Consider the following 26,556-nt stretch of genomic DNA (forward strand, 5'->3'; position numbering starts at 1 on the left):
TTGCCAGCGCAATAACCCAGTTACACTGATTTCGTCAGAACGCCAAACGTTGAGCGCGACCGCGTTCGTAGAGTTTACGGTTCAATTCATCCGCTTCGGGCGCACCGTATTCCAGTGCGAATACGAACGCATGTGTCAGGTAAAAACAGGCCGCGTCGTGGTCCTTGCGTTGCTCGGCCTGGCTTGCTGCCTCGTGGTACAGTCGGATCAATGTCGGTACATCGTGATCCGCATGGGCCTGCAGCAGTCGCTTATCGAGTTCTTGCAGGTCCACGGTCAGCCTTTCAGCGAAATCGCGGTGTTTTTGATACGCACGTAGTTATACAACGCTTCCAGTCCTTTTTTGCGCCTGAAACCGGATTTTCCGGCACCACCGAACGGGGGTGGGACTTCACCAGCAAACATTCGCTGTTAAAGACCTGACCCGCCCTCGGCATGTGCGCCACCAAATGGGACCGGGCCAGACCGTGCTGCAGAAAGTTGCTCATGCCTTTTCGCGGGCCTGTTCGATCTGAGTGGCCACCCAATGGTGGAAACAATGCGTTGGACCATCCATCATCGGCGAGAAACGACCACCATCGAATTTGACGCCGTGACGGCCTTTCTGCATGCCCTCAACCACGAACAAATCTTCTTCGAAAACGGTTTTCCAAAGCTGCGCGTTCTTGGCGCGCAACGCTTCGTGCTCGGGCGCGTCTTCGGGCTTTTTGACATAATACAGCTCAATCCGCTCGTTCGACCTTTCATGGGTGATCGGATCGATGATGAAGGCAAAGCCGTGGTCACGCTGAACGCCCAGCAGAGTGTTCGGATACACAACGATGTATTCCGCACCTTCGATCCACTGTTCGCTCAGGTTTTGGAAATCATCCAGCTTTTCGCCGTCCTGTCCTTCGAACTGGCGATAGACATGTGTGCCCTGACCCGAATATTTGCCCAGCTCGTTGATATTGTAGTGGTCCTCCAGACGCGAATAGCTGTTCAGACCCGGGTGAACCCAAGGCAGGTGATAGCTTTCACAGAAGTTCTCGACCGCCAGTTTCCAGTTCGAATCCAACTCCAAACGGACAGACGCACCTGTGCCGCCGTGATGCATCGGCTGGTCGAAGTCTTTCCAGCGCTCCATCAGCTCGCCATGAACTTCCTCGAATTCCGGGGCGTTGCCATCGACGTTGACGAAGACAACATCCCGCCAGACATATGCCCGGATACGGACCAGACTCAATTCGGCGAAATCCAGATCCTCATGCGTGTTCCGGCCGGGTCCGCCGACATGGGGGGCCGTGCGCAACTCGCCATTCAGGCCATAGCACCAGCTGTGATAAGGGCAACGGATCGCGCCGCGGATTTTCTGCGGTTTGTCGACCAGAATCATTCCACGATGACGGCAGGTGTTCTGGAATACACCGATCTGGCCGTCACGATCGCGCACCATCAACAGCGGCGTACCAAGGAAATCGATCGGGTAAGCATCCCCCGCTTCGGGAATGTCTTTGCCGAAACCGATGCCGGACCAGTTTGCAAACAAAACCGCATCCCGTTCCTCGGCAAAGACCACGGGGTCGACATAATGTTCGTTCGGCAACCCCTTTGCGGTGTTGACTGGGGTCAGAACGGACGAAAGCGATGCGTGCTTGTTCATCGGTAACTCCTGAATAATCCGGAATGCGATTGTGTTGCTTCCCATAGGCCGGTTGAGCCCGCTTCATTCAATATGAAAAAACCTAATGGCCAATTGAGGCAAGCTAAACCGAACCATCAGATAACTCATCCAGCAACCAATTCTTCAACGCAATGGCACCTTCTGTCAGCTGGTCGTCCGGGCGCCCGACGAGATAAAAATTGTTCGGGGCAGGGATGCTGAACTCTTCCAGCGCAACAAGTTTTCCAGTGGCCAGCATGGGCTGAATCAGGCGTTTCCATCCCAATGCAAGCCCAGCCCCTTTCCGGGCCACCTGCAATGCCAGCGCATAGCTGTTCACGCGCGATTGCACTGGTACAACACCTGAATATCCCAGATCATGAAACCAGGAAGGCCATGTCGTCCACGTGTTATCCTGCGTTTCAAGATGGATCAGACGACGCGCGACAAGGTCCTCTAGGTTCGCGCCTTTCAATTCGGCTGCCATGTCGGGACTGCAAACCGGAGTCAGGATATCGCGATACAGTTTGGTATGGGTAAGCTGCGAATTCACGTCGCGCCCGTAGCGGATGAAAAAGTCGATATCCGGCCGATCTGTAAGCGCCTTGTCCTGTGCCATCTGGTTCACTTTTACGTGCGGATAGTCCTGCCAGAACCGGATAACGGACGGAGATAGCCACAACGCCGCAACGGCGGTGGTCGATCCAACGGTGACATGATTCTCGGAATCGCCACTGCGAATCTTTTCCAACACCTTCGAAATCTGCCGAAAGGACGAGCCGAGCGCTTCAAACAAGTCCTGGCCATCCTCGGTCAGCTCGACGCCCCGATGCTTTCGGATAAAAAGCGCTTCACCCAATTCACCTTCCAGCGCCTTTATTTGATGGCTGACGGCACCCGGCGTCACGGAAAGTTCGCCCGCAGCGTCCTTGAAACTGAGATGCCGTGCGGCGGCTTCAAAGGCCGATAATGTCGTGAGCGGAGGAAGATTATAGTGACGTCGTGACATGATTGCCGCGTTGTTTACAGGCTAAAGGTGAGCTCTATTCATCCGAATGTGAGAAATTTTGCAATTGAAATCCATCTTTTTTCCTGCTGTTTGCTGCCAACTGCCCGATCAGCACCGATTGAGACCGAACTGGACATGTGATGGAAACACAAGTTGCCCGCCTCGTGCGTAAGACACGGTTGAGCCCGGACACATCCGATTTTTGCTTTGAAATCGAAAACGGCCGCTTCACAGGTCTCGAACCCGGTGCGCATGTCGATATCCATCTGACCGATGATCTGGTGCGGCAGTATTCGTTGTGGAGCTGGAGCCAGGACGGTCGCCTGATCAATGTAGCCGTCAAACGTGAGGACGACGGGCGCGGCGGCTCTTTGGCCATGCATTCTTTGCAGGATGAAGCAGTGGTCGAAATCGGTGGGCCTCGAAACCATTTCAAACTCGAAAGCCATGATCGGCACATCACGCTGATAGCCGGCGGCATCGGGGCCACACCGCTGGTTGCAATGGCCCGGGAATTGCTGAACCGGGGGCAGGGTTTTCGGGTTTATTACCTTGTGCGTTCGAAAGAATACGCCGCAATGGATACGCAGTTCCGGGCGCTGGGACTGGATGAATGGTATCATTTGCACTGCGACGACACAGACGGGCAATTTGGTCTGGCATCGGTCATGCAATCGATGCCTATGGGTGCGGATGTTTATACCTGCGGACCAGAACCGATGCTGAATGCCGTTCTCGAAGCTGGTGCTGCGCTGCGCGGCGGTGCGATTCATTTCGAACGTTTTGCGACCGCATCAGATATCGAGCATGCCCCAAACGCCGAATTTGAAATCGAAATCCAGTCAACCGGCGCGATCTATCCTGTCCGCAAGGATGAGACCATTCTCGGAGTTCTGCAGACCAATGGTGTACAGGTTGATTTCGGTTGCTCGGAAGGGCTGTGCGGATCCTGCATCGTGGATGTCGTGTCTGGTGAGGTTGATCACCGCGACGGGATTCTTACCCCACAAGAGCAGGAAACCCACGAATTCCTGTGCACCTGCGTGTCGCGTGCCAAATCCGAAAAACTGGTTCTGAAACTTTGAACTGAGGCGTGATCATCACCAATCGCATGCCAATCCTGTTCTCGCTAACATCTACAAGGAGTGTATGCGTTGGTCGTTTCGCATAAAATAAGTGTCGGATTCTCGAGTGAGCACTCTTCACCATCGATATAGGTTTTTCCAAATTGAAAGACGCAGTCACTTCACGCAATACTACGATCAGGTTCTACAGTAGGTTAGTCTGCCGCTTAGAGCTAAACGCCACTTGGAAGCGGTGAAAACCGGGAGGAAATCGGCGACCTACTGTGCTACGGAACAGAGCACAGTTTTCGCAACTTACCGCTGAGCTGTTCGCAACTCACTCACAACCAGGTGCATCGCGCACGTTAATTGACGCCGTAGCGCGCGATGGCTTCCAGATTCTATCTGGAAGAATAAGAACGGCACACTCATGGAGGAAACGCAACATGTCGATACCCGAACCGTTTACGGACCTAGAGATAGAAACGGCCGATGCCGGTTTCTATGAAAATTACAGCGTCCCGATCGCATTGATCAGTAAGGGCATTATGGTTGCCCTTGTATTGTGGGCGCTCGTCTTCCCAGCCAATGCCAACAGCACACTTGGCAGCTGGAATGGCATGATATTGGAAGTATTCAACAGCTTCTACGTTGTCATTGTTGGCCTGTTTGTCGTCTTCCTTGTAATTGTGGCAGCCCTCCCGTCGACTGGAAAGCGGGTTATGGGAACGCCGGGCGAAAAGCCTGAATTCTCAAATTTCTCCTGGTTCTCGATGATGTTCGGTGCGGGGCTGGGTGTTGGCCTCATGGTCTTTGCAACCGCAGAACCGCTGGGTCTGTGGGGATCGAACCCCGAAGTTGTGGCAGGCGCAGTTGCGGGTAACGATCCAGATTCCATTCAGTCCGCGTATCGCTATACCTTCCTCCACTATGGTTTCCATGCTTGGGCGATTTACGTGGTGACCGGCTTGTCGCTGGCCTATTACGCCTATACCCGTGACATGCCCCTAACTATACGCGCTGCCCTCACGCCGCTGTTTGGTCGTCTGATGAACGGGTTCCTTGGCCATGTGGTTGACGTACTGGGCGTTGTTGCAACGATCCTCGGTGTGTCCGTCACTATCGGATTTGGTGTCAGCCAGTTCATCGATGGTCTCTATGCAATTACCGGCATGGAATGGATCATGGATTTCGGTGGTGAAGTTCCCACCCCAAGCAAAGTTGGTCTGATCGCAGGTCTGGTTGTCATCATGGGTCTGTCGATCATTTCGGCGGTCTCGGGTGTTGGCCGCGGCGTTAAATACCTGTCAAACCTGAACCTTGTTCTGTCGATCATCCTGCTGGGCACGTTCGTGATCTTCGGATCATTCGTCTTTGCCATGACCACCTATGGTACAGCGCTGGTTGATTACCTTCTGCACTTCCTCTCGCTGAGCTTTGGTGCATATGGTCCGTTGTCGACCGAAGCTTTTGCCACGGCACTTCCGGCTGAAGCACAGGCGCATGCCGACGCCCTGATTGGTGGCGCAACCAACGCCTGGGGCAGCTTTGACGGCTTCAAGAGCGGTCTGGAAGGCGCAGCTGCCGAATTGGACGAAGCGACTCTGGCCGCGGCTTATGCAGCGGGTGAGCAAGGTCGTCAGTTCGGATGGCAGTCTGGCTGGACCACCTTCTATTGGGCCTGGTGGATTGCGTTCTCGCCTTTCGTGGGTCTGTTCCTGGCGCGCATCTCCAAAGGTCGTTCTGTACGTGAGTTCATCCTGGGCTGTGTGTTTGCACCGGCACTGGTCTGCTTTGCGTGGATGACAGTACTGGGCGGCACCGCGATCGATCTGGAACTGGCAGGTGCAGCAGAAGGCGCGATCATCGGCGCATCGAACACCAACAAACTGTTCGTGACCCTGTCCTACATGATTGACGGCGGACTGCTGTCCATGCTGAACGTCATGTGCGTGATCCTGATCATGACCTTCCTGGTCACGTCTGCGGACTCGGGTATTCTGGTAATGAACACCATCATGTCCGGTGGTAGCCAGGAAACCGGCGTCAAGCACCGCATCATCTGGGGTGTAATCCTGACAGCCGTGATCGGGGCGCTGATCCTTGCGGCGGGTGAAAACAATCCGATGAACGCGCTGCGTAACGCGATGATCATCGGGGCACTGCCATTTACCATGGTGATGGGTCTGATGATGGTCTCACTGACCAAGGCTCTTTACCGTGATGGTCAGCGCGACAAGCACGCTGAATCAAGCACGCAAGCTGCTGAATAAAGCATGAACCAATAAATTGGTCAGGCCGTCCAAAATGGACGGCCTGATTTTTTTGACCATCGGCATCGAAGCGAACGCCCCAAACGGCGCCTAACGGTCAAACGGTGCTAGAACGAGCGGTGCAGAAGCGTCTGATCCTCTTCGAAACGTCGTTCCAGCAGAACTTTTACCACCTCTTTGTGTTTCGGTGACTTCTTGCAGATCGGGTCGGTAACACCGGCATCGCCTGCAAGGGCCAGCGCCTGACAGCGGCACCCACCGAAATCGGTTTCCTTTCGCTCGCAACTTTTACAAGGCTCTGGCAACCACTCGGTTCCACGGTAAGCATTGAACGCTGAACTGGCCCGCCAGATATCCAGCAACGGCTTTTCACGCACATTTTCGAACGCAAGATGGGGAATCGTCTGTGCTGCATGACAGGGCAGGACAGTTCCGTTTGGCGTCACGTTCAGCCCAGAAGACCCCCAACCACCCATACACGCTTTGGGGTAGTCAGCATAATAGTCGGGCGGTACGAAATCGAAGGCCAATACGCCCTGCAATCTCTGCGCGGCCCCTGCAACCGTTTGTTTGACGGCCATTGTTTGTTGACGTGTCGGCAGCAGAGCCGCGCGGTTGGACATGGCCCAGCCATGGAATTGGACACATGCGACCTCGAGCCTACGCGCTCCCAATTCGACAGCCATTTCAATTGTTCGATCCAGGTCATCCAGGTTTTGCCGATGCATCACCGCGTTCAACGTCAGTGGAATACCTCTTGCGCTGATCTCTTTCGCGATGGCCATCTTTCGATCGAAGCCACCCCGATAACCTCCGATCCTGTCCGCCAACTTGGCAGTGGTGCCTTGCAGAGATAGCTGAACGTGGTCCAGCCCCACCGCTTCTAGTCGGTCCAAACGCCTGGGCGTCAACCCGATTCCCGACGTGATCAGATTGGTGTAGAGCCCGATCCCTGCTGCAGCTTCTGTCAGGTCTTCCAGATCCCGGCGCGAAGCAGGCTCACCACCAGATAGGTGAAGCTGCAAAACGCCCATTGCATGTGCCTGCTGGAATACGTCTGTCCAAGCTTCTGTGCCTAACTCTGTTTCTTTTCGTTCCAGCTGGACCGGGTTGCTGCAATAGGGACAACTGAGAGGGCAACGATGAGTCAGTTCAGCCAACATGGCGATTGGGGGCGGGACGCTCATGCCTGCACCATCAGGTAGAGCCGACCGCGCAGGGTTTGCAGAAACTGCTGAACATCCTGCGCGATCATTTCAGCCGGGGCGTTATAGGTGCTTGCGAGATCCGCAACAATCTGATCGAACCGGGCCATGCCATCGACACGCAACAGGATCGCGGCACCGATGTCGTCCAGTTCGATCACCTTTTCGGGTGCCACCAGAACCATTCGGCCGCGCACCTCATCACGCTGCATACGGACGCCACGCGGCAGATATGGGCGGTCTTCATTGCGCAATTCCAGCGTCATTTCATACCATCCCCCGGCGTCCAAGCGTCCGGTGGGATACGCCCGGGTTCTACATATGCGACCCACAGTGCATCCAGCTGTGCCCACAAGACGTTGGTTTTGAAAATCAATGCCGCGCAGGCCATATCCTCTTTTTCAGGTGTATCGGCGTGATCCAGAACCCAGTTCAGACCAAAGGCCACATCCTTTGGGGCTTCGGTCAGGCGCTTGCGGAAATAGGACAAACTGTCAGAATTGGCGAAGTCATAATGAGCCAACAATCCTTCAATCCGTTGCTCGTGGATTTTTGGGGCAAACAGTTCTGTCAGGGATGAGGCGACGGCCTGTAGCAAAGGCTTTTCGCGCACGTAATGCACATACGCATCCACGGCGAATTGCGTGGCGGGCAGTACACCTTGACCCGAAGCAACATAGTCCGGATCCAACCCGACAGCGTCAGCCAATTTAAGCCAGCGTCGGATACCTCCCCCGTTATCAGCACCACCATCATGATCTTCGATACGCGAGCGCCATTCCCTCCGGATATCAGGATCGGTGCATCGTGACATAAAGGCTGCATCCTTCATCGGGATGGCCGCCTGATAAGCCCAGCGATTGATCACCCAGGCCCGCACCTGATCTGCAGTGCACTGCCCACTATGCAGCTTATGATGAAACGGGTGTCTGTCGTGATAACGTTCCTTACCGATCTGGCGCAGACGGGTTTCGAGAGTTTCCCGGCTCATATCGTGATCTCCTGGCCGTCACAGGCGATGGTCCAACCGGCATTTTCCACAAAGGCGCGTTCCGGCCCGTCCGGTTGCAGCATTGGATTGGTGTTGTTGATATGGATAAAGGTTTTTGCTGCGCGAATGCCTTGCAATTGCGCAATCGAACCCTCGGGCCCGCTGACCGAGATATGACCCATCCGTTGTCCGGTTTTGATACCGGTACCAGTGCGGATCATCTCATTGTCATCCCAAAGGGTGCCATCGAAAAACAGCTGGTCAGCATCTGCGATCTGATCCAGCAGTGCTTCCGTCACCTGTGCGCAACCGGGAATGTAATATGCTACTTTGTCTCCGGTCGTCAGGCGCACTCCTACGGTCTGTCCTCCGATCAGATCTGTCTGAACCGTGTCGCCTTCCATGAATAAAGGCACTTTTCCCGGTACAGCGAACAACCGGGCCTGCAAGCCTTTTTGCAAGGTAAAGTCCTGACCGAGGGCGATATCCTGACGATCCACCTTCTCACGATTCACCGCGTCGAAGATCCGATTTTCCGACAAAACTTCCTGAATGTCTTTTGTCGCAAACAAAGTGAAAGGGGTCTGCTCCCGCAGGCTCAGAAGACCAGCGATATGATCGATATCACCATTGGTCAAAAGAACCGACGCAACGGGCGTGTCACGAAGCGCTCGGGGATGTAATTGGAGATTGTCCAGCATCTGCTGCCGGATATCAGGTGAGGCGTTCAGGATACTCCAGCGCTCACCATCAGGTGACACAGCCAACGAAGACTGACCGGACGGGGGAATGACCCCATTGCTGGCATCGACGCAGTTCCGACACCCACAGTTCCATTGTGGCAGTCCACCACCTGCAGAAGCCCCAAGAACCAGAAAATGCACTTTGGGCCTCCGCGGAGTTCAGGTGATCAAAACAGGTCGCGCTCGTGCTCGCGGCCTTCATCTTCGGACGGAGAATACATGTTGATCTCCATCCCGCAGTTCACTTCTTTCAGTTTTGGTGCGCTCCAGGTCATGGTGTCCTCCCAAGTATGACTGATGTCGATTAGAACCCTACAACTGGTGCCCGCATCGAAAAATGCTGCTTTGGTCGTAGGATCATCACCAACAGTCGGCTTGGCGCGTCTATGCGTCAATTGTCTTTGGGTCGTAGATCGGGCGCTTAGGACTTTCGTCGAATGTCCCACTTAGTGGCGGAAAGCTAGTCTTTCGACCATGCGCGCGCTTCTGGGTATTCTTATGTTGCTGTTCAACAGTCTGACGGTTTTGGCCGAGCCTTTGCCGCGTGAAGACATCGAACCTTACATCCGTGCGCCATTTTCATTGGGCGAAGTGTTGAACGAAAACGGAGTCTACAGCCTGCTGAACTCTGGCGGGGCCGAATCGGGATATGTCTTTGAGTCCGAATCTTTAGCAGCGCTGCCCGGTTTCTCGGGCGCACCGATCAATATGCTGATCGTGCTGGATCTTGAGGGGCGCTTCCTTGACGTACAGCTGATTGAGCATAACGAGCCGATATTTGTTTCAGGGCTGGGAGAGGCCCCGTTTCACAGGTTTTTCGAGCAGTACGGGGGCCTGTCGATTTCAGATTCCATCGTTGTTGGTACACCATACGGAGATGCAGCAAGCGGGTCGTCTTTAGTTTACCTGGACGGGGTCACAAAGGCGACAGCAAGTGTGCGGATCGCGCATGAAACGGTCATGGGCGCCGCTTTGGCCGTTGCACGCGAGAAAATGCAGGGATTGGCAACCACACCGCCCGCATTTCCGAATCCCGACTATGAAGAGAAACTCGTCTGGCAGGATCTGATCGATCAGGGCATCGCCACGCGCAGGGTTTACACCAACGCAGAGGTCGACGCGCTTTTCGACGGCACTCTTTGGGAAGATGACGATCCTGATGCAAAGGATTTCCCTGATGAACTCTACCTGGATCTCTGGGTTGTGGATCTAGGCCCCAAATCCATTGCCCGTGCGGCCTTATCCGAGGACAGCTATGACGAGCTGCAGAGCTTTTTGGAGATCTCTGGCAATGATGAGCCGATCCTTCTGATCGAAACGGCCCGTCATGGTCTTGTCAGCGAAAACTTCGTACGCAATACCGCGCCCGACTGGATTTCGGCAGAACAAGGCGGATTGCCAGTGGCTTTGCGTGATGCCGATCTGTTGGTCGAGTTGGCCGATGACATGCCTGATGGTGTCGCCATGATACTACGCACAGACCGGCGGTTGGGCTTCGATCCGTCTCGGGAGTGGGTACTAAAGGTCCTCGCGGTTCGCGAACATGGCATGTTCCAGCCGGAAACAGGCTCTGTCACGCTGGACGTTCCGCACGCTACTCCGGAAAGGTTCTTTGACCGCCCCGAGCAAATTGCGCCTGTACCGCCTTGGCTTGAAGCCATACGAAACCGCCAATCTGACCTGATCGTTCTGGGTTTGTTTCTGACCGTTCTGTCGATCGTCTTGGCCCTGCGAATGAATGCACTTGCCGCGCAATCACTATTCACCCCTGTGCGTCTTGGCATTCTGGCTTTTGTCACAGTTTTTGTGGGTTGGTGGGGTCAAGGGCAACTGTCGATCGTGACGGCCTTGGGAATCCTGCGCACCGCAATGGATGGCGGTAGTTTTGCCTTCCTGCTTTATGATCCGTTCTCCTTGCTGATTTGGGCTGTGACCCTTGTGGGTTTGATCGCGTGGGGCAGGGGATTGTTTTGCGGATGGCTCTGCCCGTTCGGCGCGCTTCAGGAATTCGCGCACCATTTCGGCAATGCCCTTCGCATTCCTCAGATCGAACCGTCGCCAAAGTGGGACAATCGTTTGAAATGGCTGAAATACGTCATTCTGACGGCGTTGCTTGCGGTGGTCTTTGCTGCGCCTGATCAGGTCGACAAAGCAGCAGAGGTTGAACCCTTTAAAACTGCAATAACAACCTTCTTTGTCCGCGAATGGTACTATGTAGCCTACGCCGTTTTCTGGCTGGTGCTGGGCATGGTTCTTTTCAAGGGTTTTTGCCGATATGTTTGCCCGTTGGGCGCTCTTTTGGCTGTCGGCGGAATGGTACGTGGCCGCGACTGGATTGAGCGCCGCGCCGAGTGTGGCTCACCCTGTCAGTTGTGCAAGGTCAAATGCAAATACGGCGCTATCAAGCAAACCGGACAAATCCAGTATGATGAGTGTTTCCAGTGTCTCGACTGTGTCGCCATACATGACGATCGCAAACGGTGCGTTCCCCTGATCGTCGCTGCCCGCCGTAACACCAGAGAGGTTGCCGCCGAATGATGAATCGTCGCCGCTTTCTGGCTATTTCTGCCGCCGCACTGGCATCCCCCTCTCATGCGCAGCCTGCTATTTGGAGGGGCTATGCTATGGGTGCCGAGGTCAGTCTGACACTGGATGCCGACCCAGCGTCGGCCGATCCCGCGATTGCCAAGCTTCGCACTATTCTGGAAGAATGCGAAGCGCTCTTCAGTCTTTATCGCACGAACTCCGCCCTATCGGAACTCAATCGCGCCGGATATCTAAAGATCCCCGACCCTGCCTTCTTGAGCCTTTTGCAGGCGTGCAGCAAAGCTCACGACCTGACGAATGGCCGCTTCGATCCAACTGTCCAGCCGCTCTGGGCAGCCACTTCCGAGCACGAGACAGTACACGCCCGAGGCTTGATTGGATGGCACCGCGTGCGCCTTTCAGCCGAACGAATTCAACTGGACCAAGACCAGGCCCTGACTCTGAATGGAATTGCTCAGGGCTTTGCAACTGATCTGGTTGCTCTTGCTCTGCGCCAAGCAGGATGGGAAAAGGTTCTGGTCAATATCGGAGAGTATTTTGCAGGCGGTCGTCAATGGACGCTGGGTGTATCTGATCCGGCGCACGGCCTTGTTGGCACAGCGCAGTTGAGAAATCGCGCCATCGCTACGTCCAGTCCCGGGGCAATGCACCTGCAGTCTGGCGGCTCACATATTCTCGACCCGACGAGTGAAAACGAACCGCTTTGGTCAACAATCAGCGTACAGGCACCGGACGCGACAACCGCAGACGCGCTTTCCACGGCTTTCTGTTATGCAACTGAGACTGAAATCGCAGCAACCCTCTCGCGAGCTACTGGTGCGTACAGCGCCATCTGTGTTCGACCAAACGGAAAAGTAACCACCCTACACGGATAAAAAGCCCCGGTTCGCACCGAGGCTTTTCAACTTTTTCAGAGAAATACCTAGATGCAGGCCTCGATCGCTCGTTTGGTCATGACCGAAACGAGATGCGCGCGGTATTCCTTGCTGCCATGCAGGTCGGCGATCATGTTCGCCGGGTTCACCCGAAGGCCCGTCAATGCGTCAGAACGGAACTCTTTGTTCAGTGCTTGTTCCGCCTCAGACCACCGAAAAACGCCGTCCTCGCTCGCGCCAGTTACCGCTACGCGGACACCGCCTGCAAAGCGGGCCAGATAAACCCCAACCAGCGCAAAACGCGACGCCGGCTGCAGGAATTTCTGATAGCTCGCCGCCTGCGGAACCGGGAAACGGATCGAAGTGATGATCTCGCCTTCATCCAATGAGGTGGCGAACATTCCCTGGAAAAAATCGTCCGCAGCGATCTGGCGCGTGTTGGTTACGACGGTTGCTCCAGATCCCAATACACCTGCCGGGTAACAGGCTGCGGGATCGTTGTTGGCAACCGAACCGCCAATGGTCCCGCGGTTGCGAACCGCCGGATCACCGATCTGCCCGGCCAGCGCCGCCAGCGCAGAGTACGATCCAGCTGCTTCGCGCGCCACAGTAGCGTGCGATGTCGCCCCGCCAATCGACACAGAGCCATCATCCTCGACACACACACCGTGCATCTCGGGAATTCCGCTCATCGATACCAGTTTGGATGGCGCGGCCAACCGCTGCTTCAATGTTGGTATCAGGGTCTGCCCGCCTCCCAACGCCTGCGCTTCCTCGGTCGCCAATGCGGCAACCGCATCTGCAATGGTCGAGGGTTTCTCAAACTCGAAACTGTACATTTCGCTTTCCCTTTCCGAAAGGCGCGGATCCGCCCTTCATCTGGCTATTAATATCTCGGGGGTCCGGGGGTTGGCCCCCGGTCCGCCCTCTCCACTCAACCGTTCATCGCCGCCCAGACGCGCGATGGGCTCACCGGCATATCGATGTGATCCACCGCCTTGCCGCCTGAATTCAGCGCATCCAGAACCGCATTAACCACCGCAGGCGGTGAGCCAATCGCGCCGGCCTCACCACAACCCTTCACGCCCAACGGATTGTGCGTGCACGGCGTCTGACTGGAGTGATCGACCCCATAGAACGGTACATCATCGGCACGCGGCATGGCGTAATCCATGAAGGACGCACTCAGAAGCTGTCCATTCTCGTCATAGGCGCAGTTCTCAAGAAGCGCCTGACCGATACCCTGGCCAATACCGCCATGGACCTGACCATCCACGATCATCGGGTTAACGATGTTGCCGAAGTCATCGGCGGCGGTGAAGGCCTCGATGCTGACTTTACCAGTCTCGGGATCAACCTCGACCTCACAAGCATAAGCTCCGGATGGGAAGGTGAAGTTGGCCGGGTCATAGAACGCGGTTTCCTCCAGCCCCGGCTCAACTTCCAGCGGATAGTTATGAGGCACATATGCCGTCAGGGTCACATCGCCCCAAGCCACAGATTTGTCAGTGCCCGCGACGCTGAACTGACCGTCCTTCAGCTCGATATCCGCCTCGGACGCTTCCAGCAGGTGAGCCGCGATTTTCTTCGCCTTGTCAATCACCTTTTCGGTCGCTTTGACCATCGCTGAGCCACAAACCGCCAGAGAGCGTGAGCCATAAGTACCCATGCCAAACGGGATCTTCGAGGTGTCGCCATGCACAATCTCGATCATCGACTCGTCAATGCCAATCATGTCGGCCACAACCTGCGGGAAGGCCGTCTCATGCCCTTGACCGTGGCTGTGTGCACCGACCATGACGCTGATCGAACCAGTGGCATTCACCCGAACTGTCGCCGCATCATACAGACCAGCCCGGGCCCCCAGCATGCCAACGATGTTCGACGGCGCGATACCGCAAGCTTCGATATAGCAGTTGATACCAAGACCGCGCAGCTTGCCCTTGGTCTCGCTTTGTGCGCGCCGCGCTGCAAAGCCTGCCAGATCGGCAGCAGCCTCAAGCTTGTCCATAGTCCCGTTGTAATTTCCCGTGTCATAAGTCAGCGCCACCGGCGTGTCATAGGGGAACTGGGTGATGAAGTTCTGGCGGCGCAGGGCGATCGGATCGACGCCCAGTTCACGTGCGGCCTTGTCCACCACACGCTCTAGCTGATAGGTCGCCTCGGGGCGACCAGCGCCGCGATAGGCGTCCACAGGCACTGTATTGGTGAACATCGCCTTCACATTCACCTGAATGACTGGCGTCTTATAGTTTCCTGCCATCAGCGTACCGTGAAGCCAGGTCGGAACCGAGCTGGAGAAGGTCGACAGGTAAGCACCCAGATTGGCGAAGGTGTTGGTGCGCAGACCGATGAAGTTATTGTCCGCATCCAGCGCCAACTCGATCTTGCTGACATGATCGCGACCATGGGCGTCCGACATGAATGCCTCAGACCGGCTGGAGGTCCACTTGACTGGGCGGTTGCAAGCCTTGGCGGCAAAGGTGCAGAACGCTTCTTCTGCGTAATGAAAGATCTTGGTGCCAAAACCACCACCCACATCCGGGGCCACCACGCGCACCTTATGCTCGGGCAAGCCCAGAACAAAGGCGCACATCAGCAGGCGGATCACATGCGGGTTCTGCGACGTGGTGAACAGAGTGTACTCATCCGTGCCGCGCTTGTATTCGCCTACGGCGACGCGCGGCTCCATCGGGTTGGCAACCAGACGGTTGTTCACCAGATCCAGAGTAGTGACGTGGGCCGCGTTGGCAAATACTTCATTCACCTTTGCATCGTCGGTCTCGCCCAACTGCCAGTCATAGCAGACATTGTTCTTCAGATCGTCATGAACCAGCGTCGCGCCATCCTGCGCGGCTGCCTTCATGTCGATCACAGCAGGCAACTCCTCGATATCTACATCGATTGCCTCAGCCGCGTCGCGCGCTTGTTCCAAACTGTCGGCCACCACGGCCGCGATGGGATCGCCCACATGACGAACTTTGCCTTGCGCCAGAATGGGGTGCGGCGGTTCCTGCATCGGTGCGCCGTGCTTGTCGGTCACTTCCCAGCCACAGGGCATTCCGCCCACGCCTTCGAAGTCTTTGCCGGTAAAGACCTTTACGACCCCGGGCATGGCCTCAGCCGTCGAAGTGTCCAAACTTTTGATCCGGCCATGCGCGATATCAGACCGCAGAAAATGCACATAGGTTTGTCCATGTACGTTGATGTCGTCGGTGTAATTACCCGCTCCGGTCAGAAAGCGTACGTCTTCACGCCGCTTGGAACTGGCTCCGATGCCACTGTCTTTGGGCATTGCTTGTTCTCCTCCCTAAATCTCGAATAACGGAACCGTCAGTCATTTCCGACAATTCCGGCCTTGCCTTTCCGAGCCAAGAACCCGGCCAAGGCAGCAAAAGCCAATACGATCAACTTTCCCAAAAGCATCCACATCTGTAGATTGTGTGGTTGCGGGCTTATCCACTCCACAATCACATTCCATCCCTGTAAAAACACCACACAAACGAGCGCGATAGTGATGAAAGGAAAGATGTTCTTTACTCGCTTCATGCTATTCAGCAGCTATGCTACCCACGTCCTGACCAGATGCGGCCATGATCGCCTTGACGATGTTGTGGTACCCGGTGCAGCGGCACAGGTTGCCCTCCAGATATTTCCGGATCTCCGCCTCTGACGGCCGCGGGTTCTCTTTCAGCAGCGCTGCCGCGCTCATCACCATTCCCGGCGTGCAGAACCCGCATTGAAGACCGTGGTGATCCTGAAAGGCCTGTTGGATCACGTTCAGTGACCCATCCGCTGTTGCCTGACCTTCGATAGTACCTACATCGGCTCCGTCAGCTTCGGCAGCAAGCATGTTGCACGATTTCACCGCTTCGCCATTCACATGTACCACGCAAGCACCACACTGCGCTGTGTCGCAACCGACATGTGTGCCCGTCAAAGATAGATGATCGCGCAGAAAACCGGACAGCAATGTCCGGCCCTCGACGTCTCCGCTCACAGCTTTGCCGTTCACGGTCATGGAAATCTTCATGACTTTCTCCTCCCTGAATTCCAAAGGTTCAACCGCCTAACACGCGCTTGAACCAACCTTTCTTTTCATCCCCGGCCTCGCCTTCGTCCGAGGTTTCGGGCTGGGATGCATCCTGAGGCTCGACCGCATTCTGGAAGTTCTCAAAGAACTGATCGGCCATTTTTCTGGCCACCCCATCGATGACTCGCCCCCCCAACTGAGCCAGTTTGCCGCCGACTCGTGCATCGACCTCGTAGGTCAGCAGCGTGCCTTCCGGCGCATCCGACAAAGTGACGTCGGCCGCGCCTTTTGCAAAACCGGCGGCTCCTCCCTTACCTTCACCCGATAACTTCACGCTTTCAAGCGCCACGAGATCGGAAAGGGACACAACACCTTTGAAAGTCGCTTTGACCGGGCCCACTTTTTGCACGACGGTGGCCTCAAACCCATCTTCGATCGAGCCTGTCATTTCCTGGCATCCCGGCACGCATTCTTTCAGAACCTCGGCCGACAAAAGCGAGTCCCAGACCTTGGATCGCGGCGCGGCGATGACGCGGCTGTCACTGAGTTGCATTGCACTTCTCCAAGTATTTTTCGTTACGCTACGCGGTGTTCGCCGCCCTGCCTATAAGACCTTGGGTGTAGTTACCTCAGCGCGGGCGGCGAATGCGTAAGGCCATGGCGTTCAAAGATTTCGGCAATGCGCCCATCCTGCAACGCGGCATCGATGACGTCATCGATGGCATAGCTGAGGCCGCGATAGGCGAAATGCACTGCCACACCGCTGGTCCATGAACTCACTGCAAAACCGGGCAGGGGCGGGGTATGTATGTCCAGCTCGGGGGTCAGCCCGGTCTCAAGCTGAGCGCGTGGACCCATGGCCGCCATGGTCTCACCACTGGCAAGCGCCTGCATTGCCTCAGCAGCGGTGGGATATCTGCGCATATTTTGGATCAATTGACCGCCGGGAAATGCTGACAGATAGAAGTCAGCAATCGAATCGTTTTCGACTGCAACAGTGTCGAACCGGAAAAAGGCCGGAACCGGTGGGTCTTCGGGATAGGCATCGCGGCTATACGCAATAGAGATTTCCTCGTCATGGTATTGCCCGGTGAAAACCACCTGCTCGACGCGGCAGGCGAACTCGCTGTCATATGGGACGTGCAACATCACGTTCGCCACCCGTCCATTGACCAAAGGTCCCTTCCAGATCCAATTGCGCAGATCAGCTTCCAGATTTTCCCCCGCCGCCACCAGATTGAAACGCGCCTCAACACCCAGTTCCTCGGCAATTAATGCGCCGATGTCGATATCCACGCCCTGAATCCTGCCGTCCTTCTCATGGGACCAGGGTGCGAAATCTTCGTAAGCCGCGAATTCGATATAGCCACGCTCGACAATGGTATCGAGATCAGCGCCGACGATATCCCGGCTGGCGTTTTGTGGTTTGGGTTGAGGCACATGATCTTCGCATCTGGCCATCGCCATTCCAGTTGAAAGGGTGGCAGCCAACAGGGAGAAAAAAAATGTGCGTCCGATCATGTGTCTCAGTCTGCCGTTCTATTGCGCAGCAGACAATCCAATTGTCAGTTGTTCGGCCGCTTCTGCGAAATTGGGGCTGTCGCCTGAGATCAGAACAGCGGCACGGAAGGCCACACTGTCAGCCACAGGGGCACCCGATCCTGTTTCAATGGTGCTGGCAATCTCGCTGAGTTCGGACTGAAGGGCGGCAGCATCGCCTTCACCTCCGTCTGCCATGGCGGCAAGCAGATCGCGGATTTCCTTCAGGCGGTCACTATGATCGTCCAGCGCACCGTCATCGGGGCGCGTTTCAATATAGGTGCGAATGGCCCAGGCGGCCTTTTGACCCAAAAGCTCTCCGAAGGCCGGCATCTTGGTGATCCCGTTCTGGGTATAACCCTCGCGGAACCGTTCCATGTACCATTCGTCGCCGTATTCTTCTGCCTCGAGATAGCGCAAGTCAGGCGCCAATCCGCCAGAAACCACACCCAACCCGTGGCAACGCGCGCAGTTTTGGTTATAGCCAGAGTCGCCGATCTCAATGGCTGCTTTCCAAACGTCCTCACCTTCATCGCGGTAGGGGTTTTCAATCAGCCAATCTTCACCAACATCGGGCAAAGCATCGGTATCCACGGGTTGCGGGGCAACATCTCCATGCGCAAGTGCCATGCCACCTACGGTCAGGGCAGCCAGCGCCACGCTGTATAAACCAAGACGCATCGTCTCCTCCTTCTGATGCTTGCATCGGTCATAACCCAGCCAGAATCGCCGCGAAATTCGACCTTGGTTGCAGATGGCTCCCGGCTTGCGACTAAGGTCGAATGGCTATGCCAGCCAAGGACCGATTTTACTGGAGCGGCATGGGAAGAGGAGCAAACATGACCGTGTTTTTTCGCATTCTTGCGGCGTTTGTTCTGTTCCCAGCGGGTGCAGTGGCTGAGGTAGCGGTGTCTGTCGCCTATCTGCAACAACAGGTTGAGCGCCCTCCAGTTCTATCCAATCTTGATCCAGAGCCCCAAGATCTCGGTTTGGCAGGTGCCGAACTGGCATTGGCAGACAATCTGACAACGGCCAAGTTCCTGGGGCACAAGTATAAGCTGAAGGTGACGACCGTTCCTGAAAACGGTGACTGGTTGGACGCCGCGCGGCGGGTCCTGTCTGAAACACCTTTCCTGATCCTTGACGCGCCGGCACAATCGCAGTTGCAGGTCGCTGATCTACCCGAAGCTGCGGGGGCCGTTCTGTTCAACGTTTCTGCGCCCGATCTGGCGATCCGGGATGAGACGTGCCGTGCCAACCTGCTGCACACATTGCCGTCAGGCGCGATGCGCACCGATGCTCTGGCGCAGTTTCTGGTCAAGCGGCGTTGGGATGATCTGGTGCTGATTGCCGGAGAACACCCCGGAGATCTGGCGTTTGCTGAGGCGATAGAACGGTCACTGACCAAGTTCGGGATGAAACTGCAGGCGGAAAAGACATGGCGCTTTGATGCCGATCTGAGGCGAAACGCTGCGCAAGAAGTGCCTTTGTTCACTCAGGAATTTGGAGACTACGACGTTTTGTTGGTCGCCGACGAACTGGATGATTTCGCCCGCTATATCCCGTTCAATACGTGGGAGGCACGCCCGGTCGCCGGGTCAGAAGGGTTGCAGCCGGTTACGTGGTCACGCGTGGTGGAACAGTGGGGCGCAGTTCAAATGCAGAACCGGTTCTTCGACCAGAACGGTCGATCGATGAAGTCAAAGGATTACGCTGCTTGGGCAGCCTATCGGTCACTAGGTGAGGCTGTGACAAGGACGCAATCAGACGATCCGGCAGTATTGCGGGATTACATCCTGTCCGATGCGTTTGAATTGGCAGGGTTCAAGGGCAGAGCAATGAGCTTTCGGGCCTGGAATGGTCAGCTGCGTCAGCCGATCCCTTTGGTGACCAATCGGGCCGTCGTGGCCATGGCGCCGCTTGAAGGCTTCCTGCACCAACGAACCGAACTGGACACGTTGGGCATAGACGAGGCCGAAAGCCGGTGCACTGCGTTTAAGGAGGGATAAAGATGAGGTTAGCCACTCTTTGGGCTGCAACGGCGCTTTGCGCTCCGGCCGTCGCAGATGAAATCTGGGTGAGCAACGAAAAAGACGACACGCTCAGCGTGATCGACATCGAAACACTTGAAGTGATCCGCACCATTGAAACCGGCGAACGCCCACGCGGGATCGCTTTTTCAAAAGATTACTCGGTTCTCTATGTCTGCGCGTCAGACAGTGACTCGGTACAAGTTATGGACCCCGAAACCGGAAAAATCCTGCACGATCTGCCGTCGGGCGAGGACCCTGAACAATTCGTGCTGCACCCCAACGATCGACACCTGTATATCGCCAACGAAGACGACGCGATCACAACCGTCGTCGATACGCAATTGCGAACTGTGATCGCCCAGATTGACGTGGGCATCGAACCGGAAGGAATGGCGGTTTCGCCCGATGGCAAGATCGCAATTACCACATCCGAGACCACCAATATGGCCCACTGGATTGATACCGAAACGCAGGAGTTATTCGCCAACACTCTGGTCGACTCGCGGCCTCGCCACGCTGAATTCGTCAAAGATGGAACCGAGCTTTGGGTCAGCTCTGAAATCGGCGGCACGATCACCGTTTTTGACGTCGCGACACAAACCGAGAAAGCCAAAATCGAGTTCGAGGTGGACGGCGTCCACCCCGATCGGGTTCAGCCGGTCGGGTTCGAATTGTCTACCGGGGATGAAACAGCCTTTGTCGCTCTGGGCCCTTCGAACCATGTCGCGGCGGTGGATGCCGAAACCTATGAGGTCGAAGACTACATCCTGGTCGGACGTCGTGTCTGGCACATGGATTTCAACGCGGACAAGTCGCTGTTGTTCACCACAAACGGCGTGTCCGGTGATGTTACTGTAATAGACGTCGCCAAACGCGAACCCATCAAAACGATCAAGGTCGGGCGCTTCCCTTGGGGTGCAGCCTTCCGACCGACGAATTAAGACTTTCAGGAGACGCGAGAATGAAACAGTTAACCCGCCTAGTCGCCGTGCTGGCTGTGGCGTTGCCCAATTTGGCGCTGGCTGACGACGATAATAACTTTGGTCTTGCTGGCATTCTCTCAGCCAAAAACAAAGAAGACTTGCCGCCGATTACTTTGTCAGCCGGTGTACCTCTGACCGAGGCCCCTTGGGAGCTGAAGTCAGGCACGTATTATGAATTCGAAATTCAAGGTGATGGCAGTCAGGAACTGGCTCTGGTGGGGTCCGAGTTCTTTCGGGCTATCTGGATCGACGAAATCGTCGTTGAAGGTCTGGAAATCCGTCCCCTGGGTCTGGATTCGGTTGAATTCGACGAGGCTGGTGAGATGGAAATAGGCTTTGTCGCGATCAAGCCCGGCAACTACTATTTGAAAGTACCGGGAAGTACCGGGGAAACGCAGCGGCTGGAGATTACCATTAACTGACAGGGCTTTCGGTCCGAAACGTCAGCTACACCTTTGGTGAAAAACGCGCCCTTAACGATGTGAGCTTTCATGTCCCGCAAGGCGCGTTTTGCGCGCTTCTGGGTCCTAACGGTGCGGGAAAGTCAACGCTGTTTTCACTGCTCACGCAGTTGTTCACCACAGCGCAGGGAGCGATCGAAATCGCCGGCTTTGACATCTCGAAACAACCGCGTCAGGCGCTGGCGAGAATTGGAGTAGCCTTTCAACAGCCTACGCTGGATCTGGATCTGACCGTACACCGAAACCTCAGCTATTTTGCGTCGTTACACGGGCTGTCAGGCGGAAAGGCCGAAACTCGGATCACCGCAGCGTTGGAGAGATTAGACATGGTTGAACGCGCGCATGAACGTGCGCGTGATTTGAATGGCGGCCATCGACGGCGGTTGGAGATCGCACGCTGCCTTATCCATTCACCCTCTGTTTTGCTGTTGGACGAACCTACTGTCGGTCTGGATGCCGCTGCACGCCATGCGATCACCAAGCACGCGCATGATTTGTCCGCTCGAGATGGTTTGACCGTTCTCTGGGCCACCCATCTGACAGACGAGATCGAGCCCAGAGATCAGGTCGCTATCCTGCATCGGGGTCGCCTTCTTCGGCAGGGCACCTGTGACGAGATCACAAGAGGAATGCCCTTGGAACAAGTGTTCCTGTCAATGACCGGAGCACCGACGCGAGTGCCGGGTTGATCGCTCTACGCGCCATCCTGATCCGTGAAGCTTTGCGCTTCGTCCGTCAACGCAGCCGGTTTATTGCAGCATTGGTGCGCCCGCTGGTTTGGTTAATTGTCTTTGCTGCCGGGTTCCGGGCCGCGCTGGGGCTGTCGATCTCTCCGCCATATCAAACCTACATCACTTTTGAGATTTATATCGTACCCGACCTTTGCGAAATGATAATTCTTTTCTATGGGATGCAAAGCTCTCTTAGCCTAGTTTATGACCGCGAAATGGGCTCAATGCGCCTATTGTTGACCAGCCCGTTACCGCGGTGGTGGCTTCTGTTTTGTCGGTTGCTGGCCAGCACCACGATCTCTATCCTGCAGGTTTATACCTTTTTGGCTGTGGCCGCAGTCTATGGAATTGATATGCTATGGACCGGGTATTTGTTTGTATTTCCCGCATTGATCGTCAGCGGGTTGATGCTGGGTGCACTTGGGCTTGCACTTTCGTCCGCGATCAAACAACTCGAGAATTTCGCGGGCGTGATGAATTTCGTCATCTTCCCGATGTTCTTTCTGTCTTCCGCCCTTTATCCGCTTTGAAAAATGGCTGAAAGTTCAACTTTTCTAAACGATATTTGCAGTTTAAATCCATTTACTTACGCGGTCGAGTTAATCCGTTTTTCACTTTACGGGCAGTTCAATGCATCGGCGTTGGGATGGACGATCCTTGCCGGAATTGTGTTTCTGGGCATGGCGCTGTGGGGATACGACCCATCGCGCGGGATGAAACGCCCCAAAGGATGATTGCATCTACGACTACGGCAAGCGTGAATTTCCGCGCCCGATGGGTTATTGTGCGCACCAGACAGAGGGTTTGTCATGTTCCGCATCGCCACTATTGCACTGCTTTTTTCTTCAACCGTTTCGGCCCAGACGGTCGAGGACGAGTATGGCACACTTAACCCGCAGGACACCGGGTGGGGCAAAGTCATGAGCAATATCGAAAACGGTGTCACCGATATGACAACCTGCGCGACGGGGTATTACATGACGAAGTCCGGCCATCACGACATGGCGCGCACCCTGTTCAGAACCTGCGCAGAGGCCGGCTATTCCGGTGCAATGACCTGGATAGGGCAATTGGACAATAACGGCTTAGGCGGTCCCTATGATCCTGACGCAGCTGCGGCGTGGGATAAACGCGCAGCTGACCTGGGGGACCCGGTGGGCAAGTTCAACTATGGGCTCAATCTGCTGCGGGGGCATGGTGTTGCGAAAGACCAAAGGCTTGGGCGGGCCTATGTCGACGAGGCGGCTCAGGACGGGTTGAAAATCGCAAAACGTCTGCAGGAATCGGGTTACGATCCGAACGAAGTGACCCCTGATGCGGACGAGTGGAAATACGCACCACTGTTCTGAAACCCCGATTTTCCTCAGATTTCTACGACCAAAGGATTAGGCGCGGCGCTTAAATGCTTGATGTGCGTCAAGCCGACCCATGATGTGCGACGGGTATCCTTGCGCAAACGTCGGAGGTTCACATGAAACACATCATCCTTTTTTTCGGTTTGACCGCATTTGCTGTCTCGCCACATCAGGCATTTGCTGAAAGTACCTTTGAAAAAATCAAGATCGAAGCAGGGGAAACCTTGTTCTTTTCAGAGTGCAGGCGCTGCCACGCACCAGATTCCACCGATCCCAGCTATGGTCCAGCATTGGACAACATCGTAGGCCGGGTTGCGGGAAAGGTCGAAGGCTATGAGTATTCCGAAGCACTGGCCGGGTCCGGGATCGTTTGGACACCCGCCGCCCTGCGAGCTTGGATGGAAGATAACGATGGGTTCATGCCTGGGACAAAAATGCGCCATGTCGGGATCGTAGATCGCACAGTGCAGGACTTCATCCTAGCATATCTGGGCAGCCTTCCGTCTCAGTAGGGCTATTCGATCACAAGCTGCGGCAGCCAGTGACTGTCCGGATCGGCCTCGTGAATGTCCTTGTCGGTGACCGGCCTCAGGTCACCCTCAGCAGGCGGGACTGCCAGCAGGCCCATATCCATCTCGTGCAACTGCCCGACCGGTCGATCACCGTCGGTCTGAAGTTGATAGTAAATCCCGATCCACATATCGATGCCGTACTCGGTGGCGCCCGTGTGGATGAACAAAAGATCGTATTCCAGATCGGTCAGATCATCGGCCGACACCTGGCGTCGCAGCACGTAGGGGTAAGGGACATGGCACCAATATTTGTCGGGCCCTTCCAAACACCGAAACGAGCGCATGGACAGGAATTTTCAGAAAACGGTTCGGCGTTGAGGTAGATTTCATAATTGGCAGTAAGGCCTTCTGAGAAAAAGCTAATGTATCTTATCGAGGCTTTACCTTTCTCATTATCGATTAGCGAAACCTGCTTCTGCCCGTTCAGCGTATCGGCACCGACGGGCAGGCCAACAGACCACCCGAATACAATAAGCCCTGCGAGCGTCTTCTGCATCGTTCCCTCCGAGCTAAAAAAGATGTGTCACACCAGTTGAAGTCCGTGACGTGCATCCTACGACCATTGTGCAATTTCGCCGAAAGACCCTCCTGCGAATAATACCCACGCCCACAGCTCCGATCTGTCGGGGATTCGGCGTGGAGGGAAGACACAAGTCTAGGGAGGACACCGATGAACCGGTTTATCATGGCAACGGTTGCAAGTGTAATTGCAGCAGGCGCGGCCTATGCGGAAGTTACCGAGGACGATCTGGCCAACGACCAAACGATCACAACTCAGATTGTGACGAACGGTATGGGGCGCCATTTACAGCGCTACAGCCCGCTGGACATGCTGAACAAGGATAACGTCAAAAACCTGTTGCCTGCCTGGGCTTTCAGCCTTGGCGGCGAAAAGCAGCGTGGGCAGGAAACCCAGCCTCTGATCTATGACGGCATGATGTATATCACCGGGTCGTATTCGCGTTTGTATGCGATTGATCTGGAGACCGGCAAAGAGGTTTGGCAATACGATGCACGCCTGCCTGAAGGTATTCTGCCGTGTTGCGACGTGGTGAACCGGGGCGCTGCGATTTATGGCGACACGGTGATCTTCGGCACACTTGATGCGCGGATTGTGGCCCTGAACAAAGACACTGGTGACGTGGTATGGCGCGACAAGATCGCGGACTATAAGGCGGGGTATTCCTACACAGCCGCTCCGCTGATCGTTGATGGTTTGGTGATCACAGGAAATTCCGGCGGTGAATTCGGAATCGTGGGCGCCGTGCAGGCGCGCGACGTCAACACCGGTGATCTGGTGTGGGAACGTCCGGTGATTGAAGGCCATATGGGTACGCTCAATGGTGAAGAAAGCACCATGACCGGCGAATTGAATGCAACCTGGCCCGGTGACATGTGGAAGACAGGCGGTGGCGCGACCTGGCTGGGTGGCTCTTACGACGCGGACACGGATACGCTTGTTTTCGGGGCAGGGAACCCGGCGCCGTGGAATTCATGGTTGCGCGACGCGGGGGCGCCGACCGATGGGAATACGGGCGACAACCTATATGCCGCCAGCCGCATTGGGATCGACCCGAAGACCGGCGACATCAAGTGGTACTTCCAAACGACACCGCGTGAAGGTTGGGACTATGACGGTGTAAACGAGGTTGTTGCCTATGCTGACCGTGAAGGAAACAAACGTTACGCCACGGCTGATCGCAACGGGTATTTCTATGTTCTGAACCGCGAGGATGGCGCCTTTGTTTCAGCAAACCCGTTCGTCAAGGACATTACTTGGGCGTCCGGCGTGGATGAAACCGGCCGTCCAATCTTTGCCGAAGACAACCGCCCTGGCGATCCAACATCGGCCGCAGACGGCAAGAAGGGAGAAGTGATCTTTGCGTCGCCTTCTTTCCTGGGCGGCAAGAATTGGATGCCGATGTCTTTCTCGCAACGTACCGGTAACTTCTATGTGCCGTCCAACGAATGGGGCATGGATATCTGGAACGAGCCGATCACCTACAAAAAAGGGGCCGCTTATCTTGGCGCTGGCTTTACCATCAAGCCAAACTACGAGGATCACATTGGATCGCTCAAGGCTATTGATCCGGATACCGGCGAATGGAAGTGGGAATACAAGAACGACGCACCGCTTTGGTCGGGTGTGATGACAACAGCCGGAGGGCTGGTGTTCTTTGGCACGCCCGAAGGTGAGTTTATCGCGTTGGACGACGAGACCGGCGAAAAACTTTGGTCATTCCAGACCGGCTCAGGCATCGTTGGGCAACCCGTTACGTGGGAGCAGGATGGAGAACAGTATGTCTCGGTCATATCCGGCTGGGGAGGCGCGGTTCCGCTTTGGGGCGGTGAGGTGGCCAAAAAAGTCAACTACCTGAACCAGGGCGGCACGTTGTGGACCTTCCGCCTGCCGAAGGAACTGGCTTCGGCGAACTGACTCCAATCAATTCAACACTCCGACGCGCGCCCTGTGATCCGGGCGCGCGTTTTTATACGACCT

At 55.7% G+C, this 26,556-nt stretch carries 27 protein-coding genes and 2 pseudogenes; 12 read left to right on the top strand and 17 right to left on the bottom strand.

Annotated features, from left to right (window positions below):
* Positions 1-34 precede the first annotated feature (34 nt).
* From Q0816_RS10220 to Q0816_RS10235, 4 genes and pseudogenes are all read right to left on the bottom strand, one after another.
* Positions 35-274: a hypothetical protein gene (locus tag Q0816_RS10220; protein ID WP_298850060.1), complete on the bottom strand. Its 240-nt coding sequence runs from the start codon at positions 272-274 to the stop codon at positions 35-37.
* A gap of 2 nt (positions 275-276) precedes the next feature.
* Positions 277-464 (bottom strand): annotated as a pseudogene (locus Q0816_RS10225) (aldehyde dehydrogenase family protein); the annotation flags it as partial.
* 20 nt (positions 465-484) lie between these two features.
* A complete protein-coding gene (locus Q0816_RS10230) occupies positions 485-1,642 on the bottom strand; it encodes an aromatic ring-hydroxylating dioxygenase subunit alpha (RefSeq protein WP_298850061.1) in 1,158 nt (385 codons plus the stop codon).
* 103 nt (positions 1,643-1,745) lie between these two features.
* Positions 1,746-2,651, bottom strand: coding sequence for a LysR substrate-binding domain-containing protein (locus Q0816_RS10235; RefSeq protein WP_298850063.1), 906 nt, complete (start codon positions 2,649-2,651; stop codon positions 1,746-1,748).
* A gap of 140 nt (positions 2,652-2,791) precedes the next feature.
* Between Q0816_RS10235 and Q0816_RS10240 the strand changes: the two genes are divergently transcribed.
* Positions 2,792-3,736 (top strand): PDR/VanB family oxidoreductase, encoded by a 945-nt coding sequence (locus tag Q0816_RS10240; RefSeq protein ID WP_298850065.1) that lies wholly within the window; start codon positions 2,792-2,794, stop codon positions 3,734-3,736.
* 425 nt (positions 3,737-4,161) lie between these two features.
* Positions 4,162-5,988, top strand: a complete 1,827-nt coding sequence (locus Q0816_RS10245) for a BCCT family transporter (protein WP_298850067.1) — start codon at positions 4,162-4,164, stop codon at positions 5,986-5,988.
* Between the two features lie 107 nt (positions 5,989-6,095).
* Here the strand turns inward: Q0816_RS10245 and pqqE are convergent, their stop codons facing one another.
* The 5 genes from pqqE to pqqA are packed head-to-tail and all read right to left on the bottom strand — an operon-like array spanning position 6,096 to position 9,202.
* Positions 6,096-7,175 (bottom strand): pyrroloquinoline quinone biosynthesis protein PqqE, encoded by a 1,080-nt coding sequence (gene pqqE / locus Q0816_RS10250; protein ID WP_298850069.1) that lies wholly within the window; start codon positions 7,173-7,175, stop codon positions 6,096-6,098.
* Positions 7,172-7,459, bottom strand: coding sequence for a pyrroloquinoline quinone biosynthesis peptide chaperone PqqD (gene pqqD / locus Q0816_RS10255; protein ID WP_298850071.1), 288 nt, complete (start codon positions 7,457-7,459; stop codon positions 7,172-7,174). Before pqqD ends, pqqE begins: the two co-directional genes overlap by 4 nt.
* On the bottom strand, positions 7,456-8,184 hold the full coding sequence (gene pqqC, locus Q0816_RS10260; RefSeq protein ID WP_298850073.1) for a pyrroloquinoline-quinone synthase PqqC: 729 nt from the start codon (positions 8,182-8,184) through the stop codon (positions 7,456-7,458). Before pqqC ends, pqqD begins: the two co-directional genes overlap by 4 nt.
* A complete protein-coding gene (pqqB, locus tag Q0816_RS10265; protein ID WP_298850075.1) occupies positions 8,181-9,068 on the bottom strand; it encodes a pyrroloquinoline quinone biosynthesis protein PqqB in 888 nt (295 codons plus the stop codon). Before pqqB ends, pqqC begins: the two co-directional genes overlap by 4 nt.
* Positions 9,069-9,094: 26 nt before the next feature.
* Positions 9,095-9,202, bottom strand: a complete 108-nt coding sequence (pqqA, locus tag Q0816_RS10270; RefSeq protein ID WP_170356425.1) for a pyrroloquinoline quinone precursor peptide PqqA — start codon at positions 9,200-9,202, stop codon at positions 9,095-9,097.
* Between the two features lie 199 nt (positions 9,203-9,401).
* Here pqqA and Q0816_RS10275 point away from each other — a divergent pair, with 199 nt between their 5' ends.
* Complete coding sequence (locus Q0816_RS10275) at positions 9,402-11,465, top strand: 4Fe-4S binding protein (RefSeq protein WP_298850078.1); 2,064 nt, start codon at positions 9,402-9,404, stop codon at positions 11,463-11,465.
* Complete coding sequence (locus tag Q0816_RS10280) at positions 11,462-12,349, top strand: FAD:protein FMN transferase (RefSeq protein ID WP_298850079.1); 888 nt, start codon at positions 11,462-11,464, stop codon at positions 12,347-12,349. Before Q0816_RS10275 ends, Q0816_RS10280 begins: the two co-directional genes overlap by 4 nt.
* A gap of 47 nt (positions 12,350-12,396) precedes the next feature.
* Here Q0816_RS10280 and Q0816_RS10285 read toward each other — a convergent pair whose 3' ends face one another.
* The 6 genes from Q0816_RS10285 to pedF form a co-directional block, all read right to left on the bottom strand.
* The gene (locus tag Q0816_RS10285; RefSeq protein ID WP_298850080.1) at positions 12,397-13,188 is read right to left on the bottom strand and encodes a xanthine dehydrogenase family protein subunit M; all 792 of its coding nucleotides are present in this window, start codon (positions 13,186-13,188) and stop codon (positions 12,397-12,399) included.
* 95 nt (positions 13,189-13,283) lie between these two features.
* Complete coding sequence (locus Q0816_RS10290) at positions 13,284-15,644, bottom strand: xanthine dehydrogenase family protein molybdopterin-binding subunit (protein ID WP_298850081.1); 2,361 nt, start codon at positions 15,642-15,644, stop codon at positions 13,284-13,286.
* Between the two features lie 255 nt (positions 15,645-15,899).
* Complete coding sequence (locus tag Q0816_RS10295) at positions 15,900-16,382, bottom strand: (2Fe-2S)-binding protein (RefSeq protein WP_298850083.1); 483 nt, start codon at positions 16,380-16,382, stop codon at positions 15,900-15,902.
* A gap of 28 nt (positions 16,383-16,410) precedes the next feature.
* On the bottom strand, positions 16,411-16,935 hold the full coding sequence (locus tag Q0816_RS10300; protein WP_298850085.1) for a CoxG family protein: 525 nt from the start codon (positions 16,933-16,935) through the stop codon (positions 16,411-16,413).
* Positions 16,936-17,006: 71 nt separating this feature from the next.
* Entirely contained in the window at positions 17,007-17,903 is an 897-nt protein-coding gene (locus tag Q0816_RS10305) for a transporter substrate-binding domain-containing protein (RefSeq protein WP_298850086.1), read from the bottom strand.
* Positions 17,904-17,921: 18 nt separating this feature from the next.
* On the bottom strand, positions 17,922-18,602 hold the full coding sequence (pedF, locus tag Q0816_RS10310) for a cytochrome c-550 PedF (protein ID WP_298850088.1): 681 nt from the start codon (positions 18,600-18,602) through the stop codon (positions 17,922-17,924).
* A gap of 158 nt (positions 18,603-18,760) precedes the next feature.
* Here pedF and Q0816_RS10315 point away from each other — a divergent pair, with 158 nt between their 5' ends.
* From Q0816_RS10315 to Q0816_RS10345, 7 genes and pseudogenes are all read left to right on the top strand, one after another.
* A complete protein-coding gene (locus Q0816_RS10315) occupies positions 18,761-19,930 on the top strand; it encodes an ABC transporter substrate-binding protein (protein WP_298850090.1) in 1,170 nt (389 codons plus the stop codon).
* A 2-nt stretch (positions 19,931-19,932) separates the two neighbouring features.
* Positions 19,933-20,895 (top strand): YVTN family beta-propeller repeat protein, encoded by a 963-nt coding sequence (locus Q0816_RS10320; RefSeq protein WP_298850092.1) that lies wholly within the window; start codon positions 19,933-19,935, stop codon positions 20,893-20,895.
* A gap of 20 nt (positions 20,896-20,915) precedes the next feature.
* Positions 20,916-21,359: a hypothetical protein gene (locus tag Q0816_RS10325; RefSeq protein WP_298850094.1), complete on the top strand. Its 444-nt coding sequence runs from the start codon at positions 20,916-20,918 to the stop codon at positions 21,357-21,359.
* Positions 21,356-22,087, top strand: coding sequence for an ABC transporter ATP-binding protein (locus Q0816_RS10330; RefSeq protein WP_298850333.1), 732 nt, complete (start codon positions 21,356-21,358; stop codon positions 22,085-22,087). Before Q0816_RS10325 ends, Q0816_RS10330 begins: the two co-directional genes overlap by 4 nt.
* Positions 22,084-22,863, top strand: a pseudogene (locus Q0816_RS10335) (ABC transporter permease). Before Q0816_RS10330 ends, Q0816_RS10335 begins: the two are co-directional and overlap by 4 nt.
* Positions 22,864-22,938: 75 nt before the next feature.
* Positions 22,939-23,478, top strand: coding sequence for a sel1 repeat family protein (locus Q0816_RS10340; protein ID WP_298850096.1), 540 nt, complete (start codon positions 22,939-22,941; stop codon positions 23,476-23,478).
* Between the two features lie 122 nt (positions 23,479-23,600).
* Positions 23,601-23,996, top strand: a complete 396-nt coding sequence (locus Q0816_RS10345; RefSeq protein WP_298850098.1) for a c-type cytochrome — start codon at positions 23,601-23,603, stop codon at positions 23,994-23,996.
* Positions 23,997-23,998: 2 nt separating this feature from the next.
* Here the strand turns inward: Q0816_RS10345 and Q0816_RS10350 are convergent, their stop codons facing one another.
* Both Q0816_RS10350 and Q0816_RS10355 read right to left on the bottom strand, forming a co-directional pair.
* Entirely contained in the window at positions 23,999-24,262 is a 264-nt protein-coding gene (locus Q0816_RS10350; protein ID WP_298850100.1) for a hypothetical protein, read from the bottom strand.
* Positions 24,244-24,552, bottom strand: a complete 309-nt coding sequence (locus Q0816_RS10355) for a hypothetical protein (RefSeq protein ID WP_298850102.1) — start codon at positions 24,550-24,552, stop codon at positions 24,244-24,246. The genes Q0816_RS10350 and Q0816_RS10355 overlap by 19 nt, the downstream gene beginning before the upstream one ends.
* 174 nt (positions 24,553-24,726) lie before the next feature.
* On the opposite strand from Q0816_RS10355, the gene Q0816_RS10360 reads away from it, so the two are divergent.
* A complete protein-coding gene (locus tag Q0816_RS10360; RefSeq protein ID WP_298850103.1) occupies positions 24,727-26,493 on the top strand; it encodes a PQQ-dependent methanol/ethanol family dehydrogenase in 1,767 nt (588 codons plus the stop codon).
* Positions 26,494-26,556: the final 63 nt, after the last annotated feature.

Source organism: uncultured Ruegeria sp., assembly GCF_947497005.1.
Lineage (GTDB): Bacteria > Pseudomonadota > Alphaproteobacteria > Rhodobacterales > Rhodobacteraceae > Ruegeria.